The organism is Myxococcus sp. MxC21-1 (assembly GCF_032612255.1).
Classification (GTDB): Bacteria; Myxococcota; Myxococcia; order Myxococcales; family Myxococcaceae; genus Myxococcus; species Myxococcus virescens.
This window is the reverse complement of record NZ_CP123278.1, coordinates 1,235,162-1,254,392: the sequence shown is the minus strand read 5'-3', so window position 1 is coordinate 1,254,392 and position 19,231 is coordinate 1,235,162. Positions and strand designations below refer to the sequence as shown.

At 71.0% G+C, this 19,231-nt stretch carries 17 protein-coding genes and 1 pseudogene; 7 read left to right on the top strand and 11 right to left on the bottom strand.

Translation table 11 applies throughout. The features are described 5' to 3' along the window. Positions 1 to 45: 45 nt before the first annotated feature. A complete protein-coding gene (locus QEG98_RS05940; protein ID WP_186817672.1) occupies positions 46 to 1,017 on the bottom strand; it encodes a nucleotidyltransferase family protein in 972 nt (323 codons plus the stop codon). Positions 1,018 to 1,197: 180 nt separating this feature from the next. Here QEG98_RS05940 and QEG98_RS05935 point away from each other — a divergent pair, with 180 nt between their 5' ends. Together QEG98_RS05935 and QEG98_RS41695 are read left to right on the top strand one after the other, a co-directional pair. Then, a complete protein-coding gene (locus tag QEG98_RS05935; RefSeq protein ID WP_410477966.1) occupies positions 1,198 to 3,162 on the top strand; it encodes an FG-GAP repeat domain-containing protein in 1,965 nt (654 codons plus the stop codon). Next, positions 3,057 to 4,112: an HYR domain-containing protein gene (locus QEG98_RS41695; RefSeq protein WP_410478060.1), complete on the top strand. Its 1,056-nt coding sequence runs from the start codon at positions 3,057 to 3,059 to the stop codon at positions 4,110 to 4,112. The genes QEG98_RS05935 and QEG98_RS41695 overlap by 106 nt, the downstream gene beginning before the upstream one ends. On the opposite strand, the gene QEG98_RS05930 is transcribed toward QEG98_RS41695, so the two are convergent. From QEG98_RS05930 to QEG98_RS05910, 5 genes are all read right to left on the bottom strand, one after another. Further along, positions 4,016 to 4,450, bottom strand: a complete 435-nt coding sequence (locus tag QEG98_RS05930) for a YciI family protein (RefSeq protein WP_090485091.1) — start codon at positions 4,448 to 4,450, stop codon at positions 4,016 to 4,018. The two genes, QEG98_RS41695 and QEG98_RS05930, sit on opposite strands and share 97 nt — an antisense overlap. Positions 4,451 to 4,790: 340 nt before the next feature. Next, entirely contained in the window at positions 4,791 to 5,630 is an 840-nt protein-coding gene (locus QEG98_RS05925) for a nucleotidyltransferase family protein (protein ID WP_316566049.1), read from the bottom strand. Continuing rightward, the gene (locus tag QEG98_RS05920; RefSeq protein ID WP_316566048.1) at positions 5,600 to 5,833 is read right to left on the bottom strand and encodes a hypothetical protein; all 234 of its coding nucleotides are present in this window, start codon (positions 5,831 to 5,833) and stop codon (positions 5,600 to 5,602) included. The genes QEG98_RS05925 and QEG98_RS05920 overlap by 31 nt, the downstream gene beginning before the upstream one ends. 42 nt (positions 5,834 to 5,875) lie before the next feature. After that, a complete protein-coding gene (locus QEG98_RS05915) occupies positions 5,876 to 7,363 on the bottom strand; it encodes an MraY family glycosyltransferase (RefSeq protein WP_316566047.1) in 1,488 nt (495 codons plus the stop codon). A gap of 128 nt (positions 7,364 to 7,491) precedes the next feature. Next, positions 7,492 to 8,637, bottom strand: a complete 1,146-nt coding sequence (locus QEG98_RS05910; RefSeq protein WP_316566046.1) for a glycosyltransferase family 4 protein — start codon at positions 8,635 to 8,637, stop codon at positions 7,492 to 7,494. Between the two features lie 94 nt (positions 8,638 to 8,731). On the opposite strand from QEG98_RS05910, the gene QEG98_RS05905 reads away from it, so the two are divergent. Then, positions 8,732 to 9,841: an acyltransferase family protein gene (locus tag QEG98_RS05905; RefSeq protein ID WP_410477965.1), complete on the top strand. Its 1,110-nt coding sequence runs from the start codon at positions 8,732 to 8,734 to the stop codon at positions 9,839 to 9,841. On the opposite strand, the gene QEG98_RS05900 is transcribed toward QEG98_RS05905, so the two are convergent. After that, on the bottom strand, positions 9,795 to 11,696 hold the full coding sequence (locus tag QEG98_RS05900; protein ID WP_186817671.1) for an LTA synthase family protein: 1,902 nt from the start codon (positions 11,694 to 11,696) through the stop codon (positions 9,795 to 9,797). The genes QEG98_RS05905 and QEG98_RS05900 overlap by 47 nt on opposite strands. Before the next feature lie 160 nt (positions 11,697 to 11,856). Next, on the bottom strand, positions 11,857 to 12,879 hold the full coding sequence (locus QEG98_RS05895; RefSeq protein ID WP_316566044.1) for an ROK family protein: 1,023 nt from the start codon (positions 12,877 to 12,879) through the stop codon (positions 11,857 to 11,859). 194 nt (positions 12,880 to 13,073) lie between these two features. On the opposite strand from QEG98_RS05895, the gene QEG98_RS05890 reads away from it, so the two are divergent. Then, positions 13,074 to 13,388, top strand: a complete 315-nt coding sequence (locus QEG98_RS05890; RefSeq protein WP_316566043.1) for a DUF2780 domain-containing protein — start codon at positions 13,074 to 13,076, stop codon at positions 13,386 to 13,388. Then, complete coding sequence (locus tag QEG98_RS05885; protein WP_316568083.1) at positions 13,297 to 13,695, top strand: hypothetical protein; 399 nt, start codon at positions 13,297 to 13,299, stop codon at positions 13,693 to 13,695. The genes QEG98_RS05890 and QEG98_RS05885 overlap by 92 nt, the downstream gene beginning before the upstream one ends. Here the strand turns inward: QEG98_RS05885 and QEG98_RS05880 are convergent. The 3 genes and pseudogenes from QEG98_RS05880 to QEG98_RS05870 form a co-directional block, all read right to left on the bottom strand. Beyond that, entirely contained in the window at positions 13,640 to 14,539 is a 900-nt protein-coding gene (locus tag QEG98_RS05880; protein WP_316566042.1) for a glycosyltransferase family 2 protein, read from the bottom strand. The two genes, QEG98_RS05885 and QEG98_RS05880, sit on opposite strands and share 56 nt — an antisense overlap. Position 14,540: 1 nt before the next feature. Then, positions 14,541 to 15,491 (bottom strand): glycosyltransferase family 2 protein, encoded by a 951-nt coding sequence (locus tag QEG98_RS05875; protein WP_090485107.1) that lies wholly within the window; start codon positions 15,489 to 15,491, stop codon positions 14,541 to 14,543. Between the two features lie 21 nt (positions 15,492 to 15,512). Next, a pseudogene (locus tag QEG98_RS05870) lies at positions 15,513 to 16,969 on the bottom strand (oligosaccharide flippase family protein). A 258-nt stretch (positions 16,970 to 17,227) separates the two neighbouring features. On the opposite strand from QEG98_RS05870, the gene QEG98_RS05865 reads away from it, so the two are divergent. Both QEG98_RS05865 and QEG98_RS05860 read left to right on the top strand, forming a co-directional pair. Beyond that, positions 17,228 to 17,896, top strand: a complete 669-nt coding sequence (locus QEG98_RS05865) for a class I SAM-dependent methyltransferase (protein WP_090485111.1) — start codon at positions 17,228 to 17,230, stop codon at positions 17,894 to 17,896. Positions 17,897 to 17,905: 9 nt separating this feature from the next. Next, positions 17,906 to 19,054, top strand: a complete 1,149-nt coding sequence (locus tag QEG98_RS05860) for a glycosyltransferase family 4 protein (RefSeq protein ID WP_316566041.1) — start codon at positions 17,906 to 17,908, stop codon at positions 19,052 to 19,054. Positions 19,055 to 19,231 lie beyond the last annotated feature (177 nt).

Sequence of the window (19,231 nt, the reverse complement as noted above, 5' to 3'; positions counted from 1 at the left end):
AAGCCCATCCCCCCCTCACCGGGACTCCTCTGCGAGCAGCCGGGCTTACTGGCCCGTGAGCAGGCGGCGAACGCGCTCCATCCCCTTGAGGGCCGAGGTCCGGCCGGGGGTGCATACAGGACCCACCACCGTCCGCTCCAGCAGCTCCCGCGTCGCCCGGCGCAGCGGCGGCAGCGCGGCGGTGGCGTCCGCGGCGGCGTCCGGGAACAAGCGCGCGACAATCGACAGGGACGTGTAGAGGGCCCGCTCCAGGCGCCACTCCGCGGCCCGGGCCAGCAGCACCGGCACATCCAACGGACGCGAGTACACGCCGCCCATCCACTTCGCGCCGGTGACGAGCTCGCGCAGGTCGATGAAGGACAACCACGGCACCGCGTACCCATGGCGCGCATGCTCCAGCGCCACCAGCAGCACCGCGTCCTCCAGCTCCGGGCGGTAGAGCGAGGAGCCATACACACGCATGGGCTTCGCCCGCTCGAGGATGCCCGCCGTCTGTTCGCGGCGCTGGGGGCCCAGCACGTCCGAATAGAGCAGGATGACCGTGCGCCCGTCGGACACCACCTTCGTGGCGCCGCTGTTCTCCGTGTCGGGCTCTGGGGCGAACTCGTGGTGGGACAGGAAGCCCGAGAAGCCGTCCACGTCCATGCGCTTCATCAGGATTTGCAGCTCCGGCACGGGCCGGAAGCCCACGTGCGGATAGAGCGAGTCCGCGAAGGACGCGGCCCCCATCAGGACCAGCTTGCGTCCCTCCAGCGCGCCCACGATGCGCTTGAAGTTCACGAGCTTCATCACGTTGTCGTTGACGGAGCCCTGATAGATGCTGAGCAGCTTGTCCCGCGCCCACTCCGGCGCGTTGCCCGCGCCCAACCGGTACTCCAGGTTGTAGGCCGCCAGGGGCGCCAGGCCCTGCATGATGGCCCAGTCCACATACTCATCCCAGGGCGCCCCCCGAAGCGCGCCACGCGGCGGGTCGAACGAAGAGAGAACTCGGAAGGTATCGAGAAGACCGGCGGACATGGGGCCCCCTTTAACGGTCCGGACGCATGGCCTGCAACGTCCGGATGGCGTCACGCCCGATCGCCAAGAGGTGAACAGCCGACACGGGGCGGCCTTCCAGGGTGGGTCCCCAAACCGGTCCGAGTGAATACCTGGGCCGCCCGGTACGTCGCGGGCCGGGCAGGCTTTCTGGGAGGCGGCATGTCGCAGCAGGGATGGTCGGACGGGCGTCCGGGCCGTTGGCTCACGCTCGGAGCGCTCGGATGGGTGGCGTGCACAGGCACGACACCCGAGGAACCTCCGGCATTCGACAACACCACGGCGGTGGAGTCGGAGGCCCGGTGCGAGGTGCGGCCGCCCTTCGAGCCCCACTTCGAGCCCGAGGTGGAGTGGGCGTGGACGGCCAGTCCCCTCATGCCCACGCATACCAACGCGCAAGCCACGCCCGTGGTGGTGGACGTCAACGCGGATGGCGTCCCCGACGTGGTGTTCAACAGCTTCGAGGGCTGGAACTTCAAGACGAACGGCGTGCTGCGCGCCATCAGCGGCGCGGACGGCTCGGACCTGTGGGCGGTGACGGACCCGGCGTACCGCACCCGGGGCTCGGCCAGCGTCGCCGCGGGCGACATCGACGGCGACGGCAAGGTGGAGCTGTGCACCGTGCCGGAGAGCGCCCAGGGCATCATCTGCTTCGAGCACACCGGCGCCTTCAAGTTCCGCGCGGACGGGCCCCCACTCGACTGGGGCGGCGTGTCCCTGGCCGACCTGGATGGAGACGGGTCGGTGGAAATCATCGCCGGCAACCACGTCTACGACAGCAGCGGGACGCTCCGGTGGGTGGGGAGCGACGGCGTGGGCAGCCCGGCCAACGACACCGGACCGCTGGCGTTCGCGGTGGACCTGGACGGGGACGGGCTCCAGGAGGTGGTGAATGGCCGCGCCATCTACCGGCATGACGGCGCGCTCAAGTGCAAGGCGGCGGAGCTGGGCCACGGGCTCGCGGGCGTGGGCAACTTCGACGCGGGCCCCGAGGGCGAAATCGTCGTGGTGTGGGACGGCCACGTGTCCTTGATGGACGCGAACTGCCAGGTGAAGTGGACCGTGCAGCACCTGGGCGGCGGCGTGGGTGGACCTCCGAACATCGCGGACTTCGACGGGGACGGGCAGCCGGAGATTGGCGTGGCGGGCGCGTCCCACTACGCCGTGTTCGAGCCGGACAGCACGGTGAAGTGGCTGAGCCCCACGCAGGACCACAGCTCCAACCGCACCGGTTCCTCCACCTTCGACTTCGAGGGCGATGGCCGCGCCGAGGTCGTCTACGCGGACGAGACGGCGCTGCGCATCTACGACGGCGTGACGGGTCAGGTCCGCTTCGAGGCGCCGCACAGCTCGTGCACCGCGTATGAGAATCCGGTGGTCGCGGACGTGGACGGTGATGGCAACGCCGAAATCATCGTCGCGCAGAACACGGCCTGCGGCTACGGCGACTTCCAGGGCATCCGCGTGTACCGGGACCGCAAGGACGGCTGGGTGAACACGCGGCGCATCTGGAACCAGCACGCCTACTCCGTCACCAACGTGAATGACGACGGCACCCTCCCCGCGCGCCCGGTGAGCAACTGGCTGGCGCCGGGGCTCAACACCTTCCGCACCAACAGCCAGGGCACGGGCACCGTGCGGCCCTTCGCGGCGCCGGACCTCGCCGTCGGGCAGGTGACGGCCACGTGCACGGGCGAGGGCGCGGTGACGCTCGGCGCGCGGGTGCGCAACCAGGAGACTCGGCGGCCTCGGCGGGGGTCCAGGTGGCCTTCTACCAGGACGCGGTGGGTGAAGGAGGCACGCTCCTGGGCGTGGCCACCGTGGGGCACACGCTGGAGGCGGGCGCGGAGGCGTCCGTGGAGCTGGCGCTCAACACCCCGGAGAGTGGCTGGGTGCTGGTCTACGCGGTGGTGGATGACGACGGCACCGGCAAGGGACGTGAGCTGGAGTGCCGCGAGGACAACAACGTCGCGTCGGCGCAGCTCAAGCTGGCGTGCGCGCCCAACGAGCCTCCGGTGGCGATGTGCCGGGACGTCGTCGTGGAGGCGGACGCGCAGTGCCACGCGTCGGCCAACGTGGACCACGGCAGCCATGACCCGGACGGACAGCCGGGCCCCTTCACGCTGACGCAGACGGCGCCCGGGCCCTTTGGCCTGGGGCGACATGCCGTGACGCTGACGGCCCACGACGGTGAGGACAGCGCGATGTGCCAGGCCACGGTGAAGGTGGTGGACACGACGCTGCCGTCCATCCGCTGCCCGGCGCCGCAGGTGCTGGAGTGCGTGGCGGGCGGCGCGGAGGCGACCTACACCGCTCGGGCGGAGGACAACTGCGGGCCGGTGTCGGTGACGTGCACGCCGCCGGATGGCTCCCGGTTCCCGCTGGGGCGCTCGGTGGTGGACTGCAACGCGGTGGATGGCTCCGGCAACGCGTGCGGCTGCGCCTTCTCCGTGACGGTGCGGGACACGCGAGCGCCCGTGCCCGGCGCGTCCCTGGGCAAGCGGCTGTGGCCGGCGGACCACCAGTACCGCACGGTGACGCTGGCCGAGTGCGCGGCGCCCGCGAAGGACGCGTGCCTGGGAGACCTGTCGTTGGAGCGGTACGGCCGCATCGTCCGGGTGACGGCGGATGAGTCCGAGGACGTCGCGGGCATCTGCGACGGCGCCACGTGCGACGACATCGACGTGCGGGTGAATGCCACCTCCGTCCAGCTGCGCGCAGAGCGCGACGACGCCGGGGATGGCCGCGTCTACACGGTGTACTACGTGGTGGAGGACCCGTCCGGGAACCGGGCCGACGGACGCTGCACCGTGGAGGTGCCGCGCGATTCGGCCGGCCAGCAGGTGCACGACAGCGGGCCGAAGTACTGCGTGGGCCAGGGCTGCGCGCCGGCCTGGGCGGCAGCCCACTGTGCCCGTGAGGTGAGCGGAGCAGGGGCGTGGAGCGGCGTCGCTCCACCGCCCCGCTTCCGCCCCGCGCATCAGGCGCCGCGACGCTGGTCCAGCTCGGCGCGCAGCTTCTCCTCTTGGGCGCGCAGCTCCGGCGTGAACTCGGCGCCCAAATCGTCCAACTCGTAGAAGGGGCGGATCTCCAGGTCCGACTCCTCTCCGGGCATCGGGTCCGGGCAACGGCGCGCCCACTCCATCGCCTCCTCCATCGACTTCACCTGCCAGACCCAATAGCCAGCCACGAGTTCCTTCGTCTCGGCGAAGGGACCGTCGATGACTCGCTTGGTGCCGTTCGAGAACCGGATGCGCTTGCCTGCACTGCTCGGCTTGAGGCCGTCTCCGTCGAGCAGCACCCCGGCCTTCATCAGCTCCTCATTGAACTTGCCCATGTCCGCAAACAGCTTCTCGCTGGGCATCACACCGGCCTCGGAGTTCTTCGTCGCTTTCACAAGCACCATGACCTTCATCGCATCGTCCTTTCGGTTGGGGGGCACCGCCCCGTTCTGAAATGGCGACGAATCAGCCGAACGCGGATCGACACGGCCCCCAGAAAATCGACACGGCGGCCGGGCCCTGAAAAATCCAAGCAAATTCAGGCCTCTACGAAACGAAGCCAAGAAGCCCTCTGAACGCGTTCTGGCCCCCGCGGCGGCATCCGCCCAAATGACCGTGGCCCACGGACCGAGTCGCACGGCGGGAGATGTGGCCGCTCCTTCATGAGGCAGGTTCGCATGAAGACGCTGCCTGGCGCGCTGGCGGTGGGAGTGCTGGCTGGCTGCGGCGGCGGAGGCATGCCACGCCCCCAGCTCAGCCCGGACGGCGCAGCCTCGCCCGCACGGCGTTCCGTGCTCGCCGGACGCCATACCGCGCCACGGAGCCCATCCGTGGCGCCAGCAGCAGCTTCGCCGCCATCCACCCGGCCCGGCCATCCAGCAGCGACGCCCCCAGCAGCCGCGCGTCGGAGAAAAAGCGCCGTGCGAGCACTTGCTGCCAGCGAGGCGGAGCCAGCGCCGCCAGCACTTCGTCCGGCACCGGCGCCGCCAGGAGCCTCCGCGCCACGTCCCACGCATACCAGGCCGCATGCGGGAAGGCCGTGCCGCGCGCCCGCTCCACCACCATCCGCCAGTCCAGCCGGATGTCCGCTAGCGCAAGCAGCTTCAAGTCGAAGAGCCACGCCAACCGCTGCAACGCGTGGTTGCTCGCATGCAGCGCCAGGTAGACAGCCTCGTCCTCGGGCCGCAGCCACCGCACCGCCCGGCCATCCACCGCGCCCGTCTCCGCCCGCGCCAGCAGCGCGTCGCCCTCCAGCGCCTCGCCCCATCCCGCGAGCGCGCGGTAGTGCAGCTCCACCAGCCCCGCCGGCCCCGCCAGCTCCAAGTGGTGAGAGTCCTCTTCCCCGTGCCGGGCGCCGTCGTCCCGCCGCACCGAGAGCCCCACGCGGGCTAGCGCCTGGACCGCGGCGCCCACATCCGCGCGCGCCACCAGCAGGTCCACGTCCGTGGTGGCTCGCTGCAACGGGTCCGGATACAGCCGCAGCGCCAGCCCGTACCCCTTGAGCAGCACCGGCACCTGCCCCACCGTCGCCAGTGCGTCCAGGCTTCGCAGCAGCAGCGTCTTCACGCGCAGCGCCCGCGCCGCGTTCCCCAACGCTTCCCGGCGCAGGGACGCACTCGCGGCTCGGGCAGCACCCAGCCCGCCCGTTCCACCGCGTGCGCCACGAAGCCCACCAGGCCGTGCCCTACCGCCGTGTGGACCAGTCCGTCCGCCTCCGCGCCCTCCGGAGCGGCGCGCACCGGGGCGTCCGGCCACGCCCTCAGCAGCGCATGGAGCGCGCTTGCCCCCGGGGACATCGCCCCCCGGACTGGCGCGAGACGGCGCTCGCCCGTCTGGCATCACTTCCTCATCGCGACCAGGCGTCCGGGCTCAGCGTCGGCCCGGGGCCGGAGCCGCCCGGCGCTCTCCGCCACCGCGTCCGCCACCTGCTCCAGCGCCAGCTCCTCATCGCGGTTGATGGCGGCCCGGCCATCCCGCCACACCAGCAGCATCGCGCCCAGCACCTCGCCGTCGGCCTCGAGGGTGATGCGGACCTCGAACGGCATCCCCGAGCCCGCGGGCCGCTGGGCTTCGAAGACGACGTTGTCCGCGAGCCCCGTGGGACGGACGCGCTGGAAGTGCAGCTCCTGGCGCGACAGGCCCAGGGCATCCGCCAGCGGGCGCACCGCGTTCCACACCGCCTCCAGCGAAGGCGACGCGCGCACCGCGCGGGTGACGTCCTTCACCATGGTCCGCAGCCAGAGGTTGCGCTGACGGACCTGGCGCATGTCCCTGGCGCGGCCCAGGTCCAGGTAGCCCAGCCGCCGCATCAGCAACACGATGAGCACGCCCATGCCACACAGCAGCATGGCGCTCTGCGCGCTGCTGGCGAAGCTCAGCGCCAGCGCCACCAGCATGAAGAGGCCGCACAGGCCATACAGCACCAGCACCGTGGCGCGGTGGCTGAGCACCAGGTGGCTCATCAGCCGGTGATGGATGTGCTCCCGGTCGGCGCTGAACATCGGCCGCCCCTGCAACGAGCGCCGCACCATGGCCAGCAGCGTGTCCATGATGGGCAGCCCCAGCGCCATCACCGGCACCAGCATGGCCACCGCCGTGCCGCTCTTGGTGCTCGTCTTGATGGACACCGCGGCCAGCACGAAGCCCAGGAACATGCTCCCGGTGTCCCCCATGAAGATGGAGGCCGGGTTGAAGTTGAACACCAGGAACCCAAGGATGGCGCCCGCCAGCGCCGCCATCAGCAATGACAGCAGCACGTCGCCTCGCGACAGCGCGAGGATGAAGTTGGTGCCGACGCCGAAGAAGGCCACACCGCCCGCGAGCCCATCCAGGCCGTCAATGAGGTTGAGCGCGTTGACCACGCCCACCACCCACAACACGGTGAAAGGCAGACTCAACGCGCCCAACACCAACTCCGGGCCGAACGGGTTGGCGATGACGTCGATGCGGAACCCCATGGCATACAAGCCGAACGCCACCGTGAACTGGACAGCGAACTTCAGACGGGCGCCCGCGCCCCGCAGGTCGTCGTAGAGGCCCAGCGCCACAATCGCCGCGCCGCCCAGGAACAGGCCCGCCACCAGCTCCGTGTGGGAGCGGAAGTGGTACCCCACGCCAGAGTCCACCAGGAACAACGCGCACAGCGGCGCGAAGAATCCACCGACGATGCCCACCCCGCCCAGCCGGGGAATCGGCCGGACATGGACCTTCCGGCTGGAATTCGCCTGGTCCAGCCAGCCCCACGCCAGGGCCCGGTCGCGCACCAGCCGCGTCAGCGCCAGTGCCACCAGCAGCGAGACGACGAAGGCGACCAGAAGCGTAATCATGGGGCGTGCACCTTCCGCGCATCGTGGCGGCCGGCGGCTCCACGCGTCAATGCATGCGGGAGTACGATAGGTTTGTGAAGCAATGGGCTCTTGCGTCCGCCCGCAGTCCGACCAGGCAAGCGCCCTTTCTAGACGGTCCGCGGCGAGCGGAGAAGCGACTCGTAAAGGATTGACGTGCGCTCGGCGATGTCCCGCCACGTCATGTCCCGCACCGCTACCTGCGCGGCTTCACGCAACCGGAGCAGGCGAGCGCGATCCTCCGCCAGCGAGCGCAGCGCCGCCACCTGCGCGGCGACGTCTCCCATCGGTACCAACCACCCCGTCTCGCCGTCACGCACGACCTGGGGCGCCACACCCACCGGCGTCGACACCGGCGTGAGCCCGCTGGCCATCGACTCCACCAGCGCCATCCCGAAGCCCTCCGAATGGCTGGGGAAGAACAGCACCTCTTCGTCCCGCAGCAGGCGCGGCAGCTCGGCGCGTGGATAACGAGGCACCACGCGCACGTGCTCGCGCGCCCCAGCGGGAAACGCCGCCAGCACCTCCGCCTCCGGGTTGCCCGTGCCGTACAACGTCAGCGTGAAGGACACGCCTTCGGCATGCAGGTGGGTGGCGGCGGCCACCATCTCCGCGCGCCCCTTGAGCGCCAGCCAGCTCCCCACACACGCCACCCGCAGCGGCGCACCGGGCGCGGAAGGCGTGGGCGAAGGCAGCCCCTGGAAGGCCACATCCAGCCCGTGGGGAATGACACTCAACCGACGCGCGGGCACGCCCAGCCGTTCCGTCGCGTAGGCGACATCCTGAGTGTTGAGCAGCACCGCATGGTCCGCGCGCAGCAGGGTTTGGCGCACCTCCCAGAGGCGATAGCCGCCATGGTACAGCGGGTACTTCCAGCTCAGCGACAGGTGCCCCGCACGCGCGTCGGCGCGCAGCCGTTCGGAGAAGGTGTGCTCCAGGCCGTGGCTGCGCGTCACCAGGGCATGGCGGGCCCGCGCCCCCGGACGACCCAAGCGCATCCAGGGCCACGCATCCCCGGTGGTGATGTCCAGCACGTCGTACCGGCTCGCGGCCCGCAGCAGGTGCGCGGTGAGCATCCAGGGGAACCGCAGCTCGTGCACCGTCGTGTGGTGCCGCAGGCCGGGATAGGCGTCGTCGTAGCTGAAGTAGTCCACCTGGCAGCCCCGCGCCGCCAGCGCCTGCCCCAGCGCGAGCGTCACCCCCGGCGCCCCCATGTCCGGGTTCAAGGGATGGTGGATGCCAAGCAGGATGCGCATGGGAAGGTGGCGGACTTCTAGAACACCCGGAGGTGGCCTGCCTGCTTTTCATGAATGAGCGGGGTGGGCGAGAATGGCACCGTTCTCCATCCCCATGCCCCGGCCTTCCGCTCCCACGTTGCAGGCGAGCCTCGACTCGCGCCGCAACAACCTGGACTTCCTGCGCTTCGCCGCGGCGTCGTGCGTATTGCTCAGCCATGCCTTCCCCCTGGGCGAGGGCAAGGGGACGGTGGAGCCGCTGGAGCCCTTCACCCGGGGACAGTTCTCCCTGGGACGGCTGGGCGTCGCGGTGTTCCTCATCATCAGCGGCGTGCTCATCACCCGGAGCTGGGAGCGGACGCCCGACGCGGCGCGCTTCATCTGGGCCCGGGTGCTGCGCATCTTCCCCGGGCTGGGGGCCATGCTGCTGCTGACGGTGGGGGTGCTGGGGCCGGCCTTCACCCGGCTGTCCCTGGGCGACTACTTCACGGCCCCGGACACGGCCCTGTACCTGCTGGGCAACTTCGCCCTGAACTGGCCCCAGTGGCACCTGCCGGGCGTCTTCGGGGCGAACGCCTATCCCCACGCCGTCAACGGCTCGCTGTGGACGCTGAAGTACGAGGTCGGCTTCTACCTGCTGACGCTGGGCCTGGGCCTGACGGGCCTCTTGCGCAAGGGCATGGTCATCTTCGGCCTCGTCGGCGCGGCGGTGGCCACCTTCGTCACCGGACGGCTGGGCTTCTGGCCGGAGCTGTACCTGTACTTCGGCGGCGGCGTGGCGCTGTACCAGTTGCGCGAACACGTGCGCATGAGCCCCTGGGTGGCGGCGGCGTGCGTGGTGGGGTGGCTCATCACGGCCCGGCTCGGATACGGCTGCCGCATCGCCACCGGCCTGCTGGGCGGATACGTCGTGCTGTACCTCGCCTTCCGGCCCATGGGGGCGCTGGCGGACTTCGGGCGCCGGGGCGACCTGTCCTACGGCGTCTACCTCTACGCCTTCCCCGTGCAGCAGGCCGTCAGCACCCTGCTGGGCGGGCCCACGGCGTGGTGGGTGAACGCGGCGGTGGCATTCCCCTGTGTGCTGCTGCTGGCGGCCCTGTCGTGGCGGTGGGTGGAGCAGCCCGCCTTGCGGCGCAAGGACAGGCTCCCCGCGTGGGTGAGGCGTCCGGCGGCCTCCGTCACAGCGGTTCCGAAGACGCCGTCCCGGCCGGCTGGGCCGCACTGAAGTTGTCGCCCGCCAGCCGGTCATACGTGAGCAGGCGGTAGCGCCGCATCCAGTCCTCCCACGAGCCCGGCTCCTGGGCCTTGGGGACCTTGTCGCCCGCGGGCAGGTATTCGCCGGAGGCGTTGCGCAGCAGGTCTCCCCGAACCACGGGCAGCACCTTGGACAATTCGGAGACGAAGGCGAAGAAGCCCGGAGGCCGCAGCCCCGCCGTCTCGAGGATGCGCGGGGTGAGCATGCTGATGCTCAGGTGGATGTCCTGCCGGGGCACGGGGAAGTTCGTCCAGAGGACGACGGGGACCTCCGCCATGCGCTCGCGCTGCGCGTCCGTCCAGGGCTCCTGGAAGTAGCCGGCCTCGCGATAGGTCGCGTAGTCCGAGCCCAGCATCGGCAGGTGGTCCCCGAAGAGCACCAGCAGCGTCTTGCGTTTGCGCGCCTCCAGCCTGCGCACCAGCCGCTCCACGGCCGAGTCCATCTGCCGCAGCTTGTGCACGTAGTTCTTCAAGAGCAGCCGGTTGTCCGGCGAGAGCTTCTCGCCCTGCACCTCGATCCGCTCCTCGCCGGTGAGCGGCAGGTTGTAGGGCCCGTGGGTGGACATCGTCACGGCCATGATGAACCGCGGCTGACGCTCGTCGGAGAGCTCGTGGAGGATGTGGTCGACGACCTCCTCGTCCGACACCCAGGGCCCTTCGAGCCGAGGGGAAGTGAAGTCCGTGAGCGACTGGAACGTGTCGAAGCCCAGCAACGGATACACCACGTCGCGGCTCCAGTAGAACGCGTGGAACGGGTGGATGGCCACCGTCTGATAGCCCGCGCGGCGAAACAGCGACGGCAGCGCGTCCACGGGCCGCATCACATAGTGCTGGTAGGGAAACGCGCCGTCCGGGGCGAACGACGAGGACATGCCCGTCAGGAGCTCGAACTCCGCGTTGGCCGTGCCACCACCGAAGGCCGGGCTGATGAGGTTGCCCGAGCTGTGGCTCCCCATGAGCGACCGCACGAAGGGCAGCGGGTCCTCGCTGAAGGGGATGCCCAGCCGCGTCGGGTCCCAGAGCGATTCGGCCATGAAGACGACGACGTCCACGGGCTCCTGGGGCGCGGCGGGCACCACGCCCGGAGGGACACCCAGGGCCGCGTGCACCTGCGCCTGGGAGTACTCACTGCCCGGCTCCAGCCGCAGCCCCTCCCAGTTCCAGAGCATCATCAGCGTGAGCCCGTTCATCTGGAAGTTGGAGCGCTGGTCCCACACCTGGTCGTAGATGCCGAAGCGGTTGAAGACGCGCCGCACGGGCAGGTGCTGCTGGAAGATGATGACCAGCAGGTACGCCACCGCCGCCAGCGCCAGGTTGCGGCGTCCGGCCTTGGGCAACGGGTACCGGGGCGTGCCGCGCGCCACCGCGCGCCACATGACGGCGAGCATGGCCACCAACAGCAGACACGAACCAATGGCCGCCACCGCGCCGCCGCCGGGCAGCAGCGTGGGCGCCAGCGACGTCACCTGCCGCCACTCCAGGAAGTCCCAGGGCATCAGCGGCCGGTCGATGAGCTGCACCTTCCGGATGTGCAGGGTGACGGTGAAGAGCATCGCCGCCGCCACCAGGGCCCCCGAGATTCCCACCCGGTTCGTCACCGCCCACAGCAGGCTCGTCACCGCGGAGATGACTCCCACGCTGAGGAGCATGGAGTAGACGTTGCGCTGGGTGATGCCCTCCAGGCCCGCGGACGAGAAGACGGCAATGGTCAGCTCCATGGCCCCGACGAGCACCGCCGAGGCCAGGATGACGCCCACCAACGGCCACAGGTTGGAGGGGGGCCGCTGGAAGAACAAGGTCTTGGGAATCCGTGCGCGACGTGCCAACGACAAGTGCCTCCAGGAGCCGACCAGGGAGCGGGAGGGCGCGGAGACTACCTGACAGGCCCCCGGGCGTTCCATGCGCCTGGGGTCGGGGTCCTGTCGGCTACCACACTGCGTGCGGGAGGGCGTCCGGCGGAGCGCCCCATGCCCTGTGTCCCCAGGCTCACGTCATGGGTGGCTGGGCCAGCAGCGCGGCGCCAATGGCACCGGAAAGTTCTCCCAGTTCCGCGACGCGCACGGGCGGCTGGCGCTCGGGGACGAAGATGTGCGGGCGCATGGCCTCGTGGATGCGGCCAGCGAATTCAGGCCCCAGCCGCGTGCCCAGGCCTCCGCCCAGGACGACTGCCTCCACGTCCAGCAGGTTGATGGCGGAGGCGAGCCCCACGCCCAGCATCCGCACCGCGCGGCCGATGAGCCACGTGGCCAGTGCGTCCTCCTGCGCCAGCGCCCGGGCCCAGAGGCTGCTGGTCAACCGGGTGCGGCCCTTCTTCCGCATCAAGTCGAAGAGAATCGTCGTCTCGCCCTGGCGCACCGCCTTGTGCGCACGGCGCTCCATGGACGCGCGGCCCGCGTAGGCCTCCAGGCAGCCGCGCCGGCCACAACCACAACGGGCCCCGCCCGGCTTCACCACCATGTGGCCCACCTCGCCCGCCGCGCCCCGGCCTCGCCAGGGCACTCCGTCCAGCACCAGCCCACCGCCCACGCCCGTTCCCCACCAGACGCCCAGCAGGGAGCGATATGCGCGGCCCGCGCCCAGCCGGTACTCCGCCGCCACCGCCACCTGGACGTCGTTGCCCAGCACCACGGGCCGGCCCACCCGCGCGCCCAGGTCCCCCGCCACCGGGTAGGGCGTACTCCAGCCCTGGCCCACGTTGCTGACATGTCCCAGCGTGCCCTCGTTGGCGTTCACCGCGCCGGGCGCGCCCACGCCCACCCCCAGGAGCTGACAGGACGTCAGGCCCGCCGCGTGCGCCGCGCCCTCCAAGGCGTCGTGGATGGCGCGCACCACGTCGCCGGGCTCGCCGTCGGCGGGCGTGGGCTGGCGCATCTTCCCCAGGACGGTGCCGGCGCGGTCCACCACCACGGCCTCGATTTTCGTCCCGCCCAGGTCGACGCCGCCCCAGCACTCCAGGGTGTCGCGCTCCGCCGCCTTCCCTCGCGAGCCCACCGCGTTCGCCTCCCGCATGACACGCCTCCCCAGCGAAGATGCGCAGTCCGCCACGGACCGGGTGAAGGCGGCGGGGAGGCAAGGGAGCGGCCGGCCCGCGTGCCGCCCGGCCTGTCCGTGAGCAACGATTCCCTACCAACGCTTCCACGGCGCCTCGCGGGGCCCGCTAGAAAGGCGCTCCACACGGACGCGCGACAGGAAAGGGGCAAGGGATGGACCTCATCGGACAGCTCTCTCAGCAGCTCGGAGTGAATGGAACGCAGGCCCAGGGGCTGGCGGGCTCGCTGCTGAAGCGGGTGCAGGGCACGGTGCAGGAGAAGCTGGGCCCCGACGCCGCGAACCAGATGGGCCAGGCCATTCCGGAGATGGAGACCGGCAGCAGGCCCCCAGCGCCACGTCCGCGCCCCAGACGGCGCCGGATGAGGGGGCGGGCTGATGGGCGCGCTGGGCGGCCTCATGTCCGGCCAGGAGGGCGGCGCGGGCGGCATGCTGAGCGCGCTGGGTGGCGCCGCGGGGCAGGCCGGTGATGTGGCCGCCGTGGTGTCCCTGCTGGGCCGCTTCAACATCGACGCGAGCAAGGCGTCCCTGGTGGCGCCCCTGCTGCTGAACTTCCTCAAGTCGCGCCTGGACCCCGCGCTCGTGGGCCGCATCCTCTCCGTGGTGCCGCTGCTGGCCGGCGCGGGCGGTGGTGGCAACACGCCCGGCGGTGGCGGCCTTGGGGGATGCTGGGCGGGTTGCTGGGCGGCGGACGCTGAAGCCCCGCACCGTCAACGGCCCGTCACGCGCTGGCGCAAGGTGGTGGCCAGCGCCCACAGCGGGAAGCCCAGCACGTAGCGCCAGCGCGGCGCCTCCAGGTGGAGCGGCAGGCCGCGCCGGTACAGGTCCAGCGCCGGTCCACGCGGCGCTGGGACAACAACCAGTGCGTCACGTGGCGCAGGCTGTAGAGCAGCATCTCCAGCCGCTCACGCCTGCGGGCCGTGCCTCCCGGGTAGCGCCCCAGGCGCTCCTGCTCCAGGAGATACCGCGTGCCCCGGTAGCCGGACTCCAGTGACGTGGACGTGGAGCCCACGTGCTGCCGGTAGCCCACCACCACGGGCGCGCGCACCCAGGCGAAGCCCGGGTCCGTGCCCAGCCGGTACAGCAGGTCGTAGTCCTCGCCACTGATGCGCAGCGGGGTGAAGCCCCCACGCGCCGCAGCGCCTCCGTGCGCACCGCCAGCACGCACGCGGTGCGTGGCGTCCGGTCCTCCGCGCTGGCCGTAGTCCGCGAAGCGCAGCACCTGGAGCGGCTCGCGGCTCACCGTCGCCAGGGTTTCGGCCCGGGAGAACAGCGCCGCCGTGCCCAGCACCAGCGACGTCCCGTCCGCCTCGAGCACCTGCCGGTACGTGGCCAGCGTCCAGGGGAACCACACGTCGTCACTGTCCAGGAAGGCCACGTAGGTGCCCCGGGCCTCCTGGATGCCCAGGTTGCGCGCGGTGCCAGGGCCCGCGTTGCGCTGGCTGAGCACGCGCACCTGTTCGCCGTAGCGGGCCAGCGTCTCCAGCGTGTCGTCGGTGGAGCCGTCATCCACGACGAGCACCTCGAAGTCACGCTCCTCCTGCGCGAACACGGACGCGAGCGCCGCCTCCAGCAGCCGGGCCCGGTTGTACGTGGGGATGATGACGGAGAAGAACGGCATGTCACACGCGGGCGCGCAGGCCCATCTGCGAGATGCCCAGGAAGGTGGCCAGTTGCTTGCGGTACTCCGGCAGGCTCATGCGCCCGCGCAGCAGCGTCTGCGTCAGCACCGCTGAGTTGTACGGCAACGTCCCCACCAGGATGGCCCGCATGGCTGTCTCGTGCAGCCGGCCGTGGTGCTTTCGGAAGTACGCCAGGCGCGTGCGCCACAGCTCGATGCGCACCTTGTCCGCCCCGGTGTCGGACGGACGGAACGAGCGGCTGGTCAGGTGCGTAATCACCGCCTCCGGGCAGAAGGCCACCTCCCAGCCCGCCTTCCAGGCCCGCACGCACCAGTCGGTGTCCTCGGTGTTGCCCAGCGGGGACATCTGCTCGTCGAGCAGGCCCACCTCCGCGAGCGCCTCCTCGCGCACCACGATGCAGGCGCCCAGCACCCAGCTCACGCGGGCCTCGTCGTGGCCGTACTGCGCCGGGTCGATGGCCATCGCCTTGAGGAAGTGGAGGGGACGCGGCAGGAAGACGATGTCGAAGAGCTGCCCGGCCAGCGACATGGGCCGGAAGGTGCAGTTCTGGATGGTGCCGTCCGCGTTCAACAGCCGCGCGCCCGCCATGCCCACGCGCGGGTTGTCATCCATGAAGCGCACCAGCGCGTCGAAGGCGCCCTCGTGGACGATGGTGTCGTCATTGAAGATACAGAAGTGACGGCCCCGGGCCTGGCGCAGCACCTGGTTGTGGTTGGCGGAGAAGCCCTTGCGTTCCGTGTTGAAGAGCCAGCGCACCTGGGGGAAGTCGCGCCGCATGGCGTCCACGCCGCGCCCGTCCGTGGCGTTGTCGACAATCCAGACCTCGAAGGAGCTGTCGCGCGTCGTCGCATACAGCGTGCGCAGACAGTCGTGCAGCAACTCCGGATTGCTGTGATTGACGATGGAGATGACCAGGTCGGGCTTCTTCATCGGGAACCTCCGCGTGTCTGCTCACGTCGACGCCGGGCTCACCGGAGCTGGCCTCGCGGCCCTCCGTGCCCGGATGAATTCGAGAATCTGCCTCAGCTCGCCCAGGAGTGGCAGCGTTCCCGGCAGGCGCTCACGGGCCCACACCAGGATGGCGAACAGCCCCGCGCCCACCAGCGCCTGCGCCACCACACCCTCCTCCACCAGCCGCGGCGCCGCCAGACACGCCCCCAGCAGCACCAGCCCCAGGGTGATGAAGGGCTCCACCACCTGCCGCACCAGCCCTCGCATCGACGGGTTGAGCCGCGCCACCAGCCACGCCGTCACCCACACCTCGGCCAGTCCCACCACCACGCCCGCGGGGCCCATGCCCTCCAGGCCGAAGCGTTGGATGGCCCACGTCCCCAGCCCCCACTTCGCCGCACCCACGCCCACGACGACGGCCAGCCGCTCCCAGGGCCTGCCGCCCGCGTTCTGCGCCGTGGCCAGCAGCCCCACCAGGGTGGTGAGGATGCACTCCATGCTGAACCACTGCACCAGCACCACCGCGGGCAGCCACCGCGTGCCGAAGAAGAAGGGCACCGCCACGGGGACGGCCAGCACCGCCATGGGAATGGCGAGCAGCAACACCGAGGACAGCCGGCGCAGCGACGTGCGCAGGTACTCGGCGAAGCCCTCCGGGTCATCCTGCAACCGGCAGTAGGCGGGGAAGGCCACGCGGTTGAGCACCACGCTCAGCATCATCGGCGTGGAGGCCAGCGCCCAGGCCCAGTTGACCAGCCCCACCGCCTCCTTGCCCAACAGGTGCCCCACCACCAGCGGCACCCAGCCCGCCACCATCGCCGCCACCAGGGGCGGAAGCTGGAACGCCAGCCCGAAGCCCAGGAGCCGCCGCAACACGTCCACGCGGAAGCGCCCCTGGGGACGCCAGGGGATGCCCACCAGATGCACACCAGCCCCACCCCGCCACGCACCAGGCCGCCCAGCGCCAGCGCCCAGGCCCCGAAGCCCAGCGCCGCCAGGGAGATGGTGGTGATGACCTGCACCACGTTTTCAATCAACTCGGCGCGGGCGATGACGGGGAAGGCCAGCTGGCGCTCCAGCGCCATCAACGGAATCACGCGCAGCGAGGACAGGAACAGGCCCAGCGCCAGCGCCCACACCATGGGCACCGCGCCGTCGCCCAGCGCATAGCCGCGCGTCAACTGGGGGGCCAGCAGACAGACGGAGGCCACCACGACGGCGGTGAGCGCCTGGTGGCACCAGAAGATGGTGAAGGTCTCATCCCGCGTGGGCTCGTGCGGCTGACGGACCAGCGCCGCGCTCAGGCCCAGGTCCCCCAGGAATACGCCCAGGGAGGCCGCGTAGGACACGATTCCAAACAGGCCGTAGTCCGACGGAAAGAGCAGCCGGGACAGGAACAGCGCGCTCACCACGCGCAGCCCCTGGGACGCCACGGTCCGCGCCGCCAGGACGAACATGCCCTTCAGGGCGCGCGCCTTGACTTCGACGGCGGTGGCTTCAGGCGCTGGGGTCGCGTTCATGGTGCGGAGCGGCCCGCTCCGGGTGTCCTGGGCAGGGCCAGCGCGCGGGAACGCGCGGGAACGGAAATGCTAGCGACAGCGCGCAGGGCCTACAAGCAACGCGCGTTCCCCGCACGGCGGGATGCCCCGCTCGCCTGCCTGGACACCGCGCCAGGGTTGCCCTTCCCGAAGCGCCGGGGCTACGGTCCGCCCACAATGCGTCCCGGTGGAAACATCTTCCAGTTCCTGAAGCGCGAAGTCCTCGTGGGCGAGCACGAGGTGCTCCACCGCACGCTGAAGGAGGCGCTGGTCGGCATCTGTGACAGCGTGCTGGACATCGGCTGTGGCTCGCGCTCGCCGCTCCACAGCTTCTCGAACCTGCTCCCGCACACGGTGGGCGTGGATGGCCACCCCACCAGCATCGAGCGCAGCCGGGCCGCGGGCATCCACCGCGAGTACCACTGCATGGACCTGATGGAAGCGGGCCAGCGCTTCGGTCCGAAAAGCTTCGACGCCGTCGTCGCGCTGGACGTCATCGAGCACTTCGACAAGCCAGACGGATTCCGGCTGCTGGAGATGATGGAGTCGCTGGCGCGCAAGCGCGTCATCATCTTCACGCCCAATGGCTTCCTCCCCCAGGACGAGTGGGACAACAACGTCCACCAGGTGCACCGCTCCGGCTGGGAGGTCTACGACTTCGAGCTGCGCGGCTACCACGTCACCGGCATGAGCGGCTGGAAGCCCCTGCGCGGTGACTACGCCCTGCCGCGCATCCGGCCCTTCCGGCTGGGCAGCCGCCTGTCCATCCTCACCGAGCCCTTCGCCACGCGCTGGCCCCGTCACGCCTTCCAGCTCCTCGCCATCCGCGACATGGAAGTGTCCTGACGCCGCGCCATGCCTCCTTCGCGCACCGCTCCCGCCTGGCATGTCCTCACCGGCGAGTACCCGCCGCGGCCCGGCGGCGTCGGTGACTACACCCGGCAACTGAGCCGCGCGCTCGCCCGTGCCGGGCAGGAGGTCCACGTCTGGGCTCCCGGTGAAGGTGGTGTCCGCGACGAGGACGGCGTCACCGTGCACCGTGCCCCCGACCTCCTGACGCCCAGGGGACTGCCCGGCCTGTCACGCGGGCTGGATGCGTGCCCGGGGCCCCGGCGCCTGCTGCTCCAGTACGTCCCCCATGCCCTGGGGTTGAGGGCGATGAACGTCCCCTTCTGCGCGTGGTTCGCCGCGCGGCGGCACGACGCGCGCTGGGTCTACATCCACGAGGCGGTACATCCGTGGAGCCCGCGCGGCCCCTGGCGCCACCACATCCTGGCGGGCACCACGCGGCTGATGGTGCGCCTGGTGGCGAGCGCCGCCAACCGCGTGTTCGTCTCCATTCCCCAGTGGGCGGAGCACCTGCCCGCTCGCGTCCGGCCCCACGCGGCCTGGCTGCCGGTTCCCAGCAATCTGCCCGTCGATGTCTCCCGTACCGCCGGGGACGCGCTCCGCGCGGAGTTGGGTGAGGGGCCCTGGCTGGGACACTTCGGCACCTTCGGTCGTCTCACCGCTGAGCCCCTGGAGGCCGCGCTGGTGCCGTTGCTGCGCGGTGAGGGAACGCGCCGGGCGTTGATGCTGGGCAGAGGCAGCCGCGCCTTCGTCGAAGGCGTGGAGACGCGCCACCCCGAGCTGCGAGGCCGGCTCGTGGTCAGGGACTCGCTCGCGCTGGACGACATCGCGGTGCATCTGACGACGTGTGACGTGCTCCTGCAGCCCTATCCGGACGGCGTGAGCACGAGGCGCACCACGGTCATGGCGGGCCTGGCCCTGGGGCTTCCTGTCGTCACGAACACCGGGCACCTCACGGAACCGCTGTGGCGCGAACACGGCGCCGTCGCATTGGCCGAAGGCACGGCGCCCGCCGCGTTGGTGGAGCGCGCCGAGGGCTTGCTGTCGAGCGCGGACACGCGGCGGGAGCTGGGCCAGCACGCGGCCCGAATCTACCGCGAGCACTTCGCGCTGGAGCGCACGGTGGAAGCGCTGCTGCGCGCCGGCCCGACATGACGCCCCGCCACGCGACACCCCAGACCGCGGCCCGGCTGGCGCTGCTGATGGACCCGCGCGAGGAAGGCTGGCCCAGCATGGACTGGTGGGCGAGGCCCTCCTGGCGGGACTTGCCGAGCATCCCTCCGAGGTCCACGCGACGGCCGTGCGGCCAGACATGCCCGCGGTGCTGCGGCG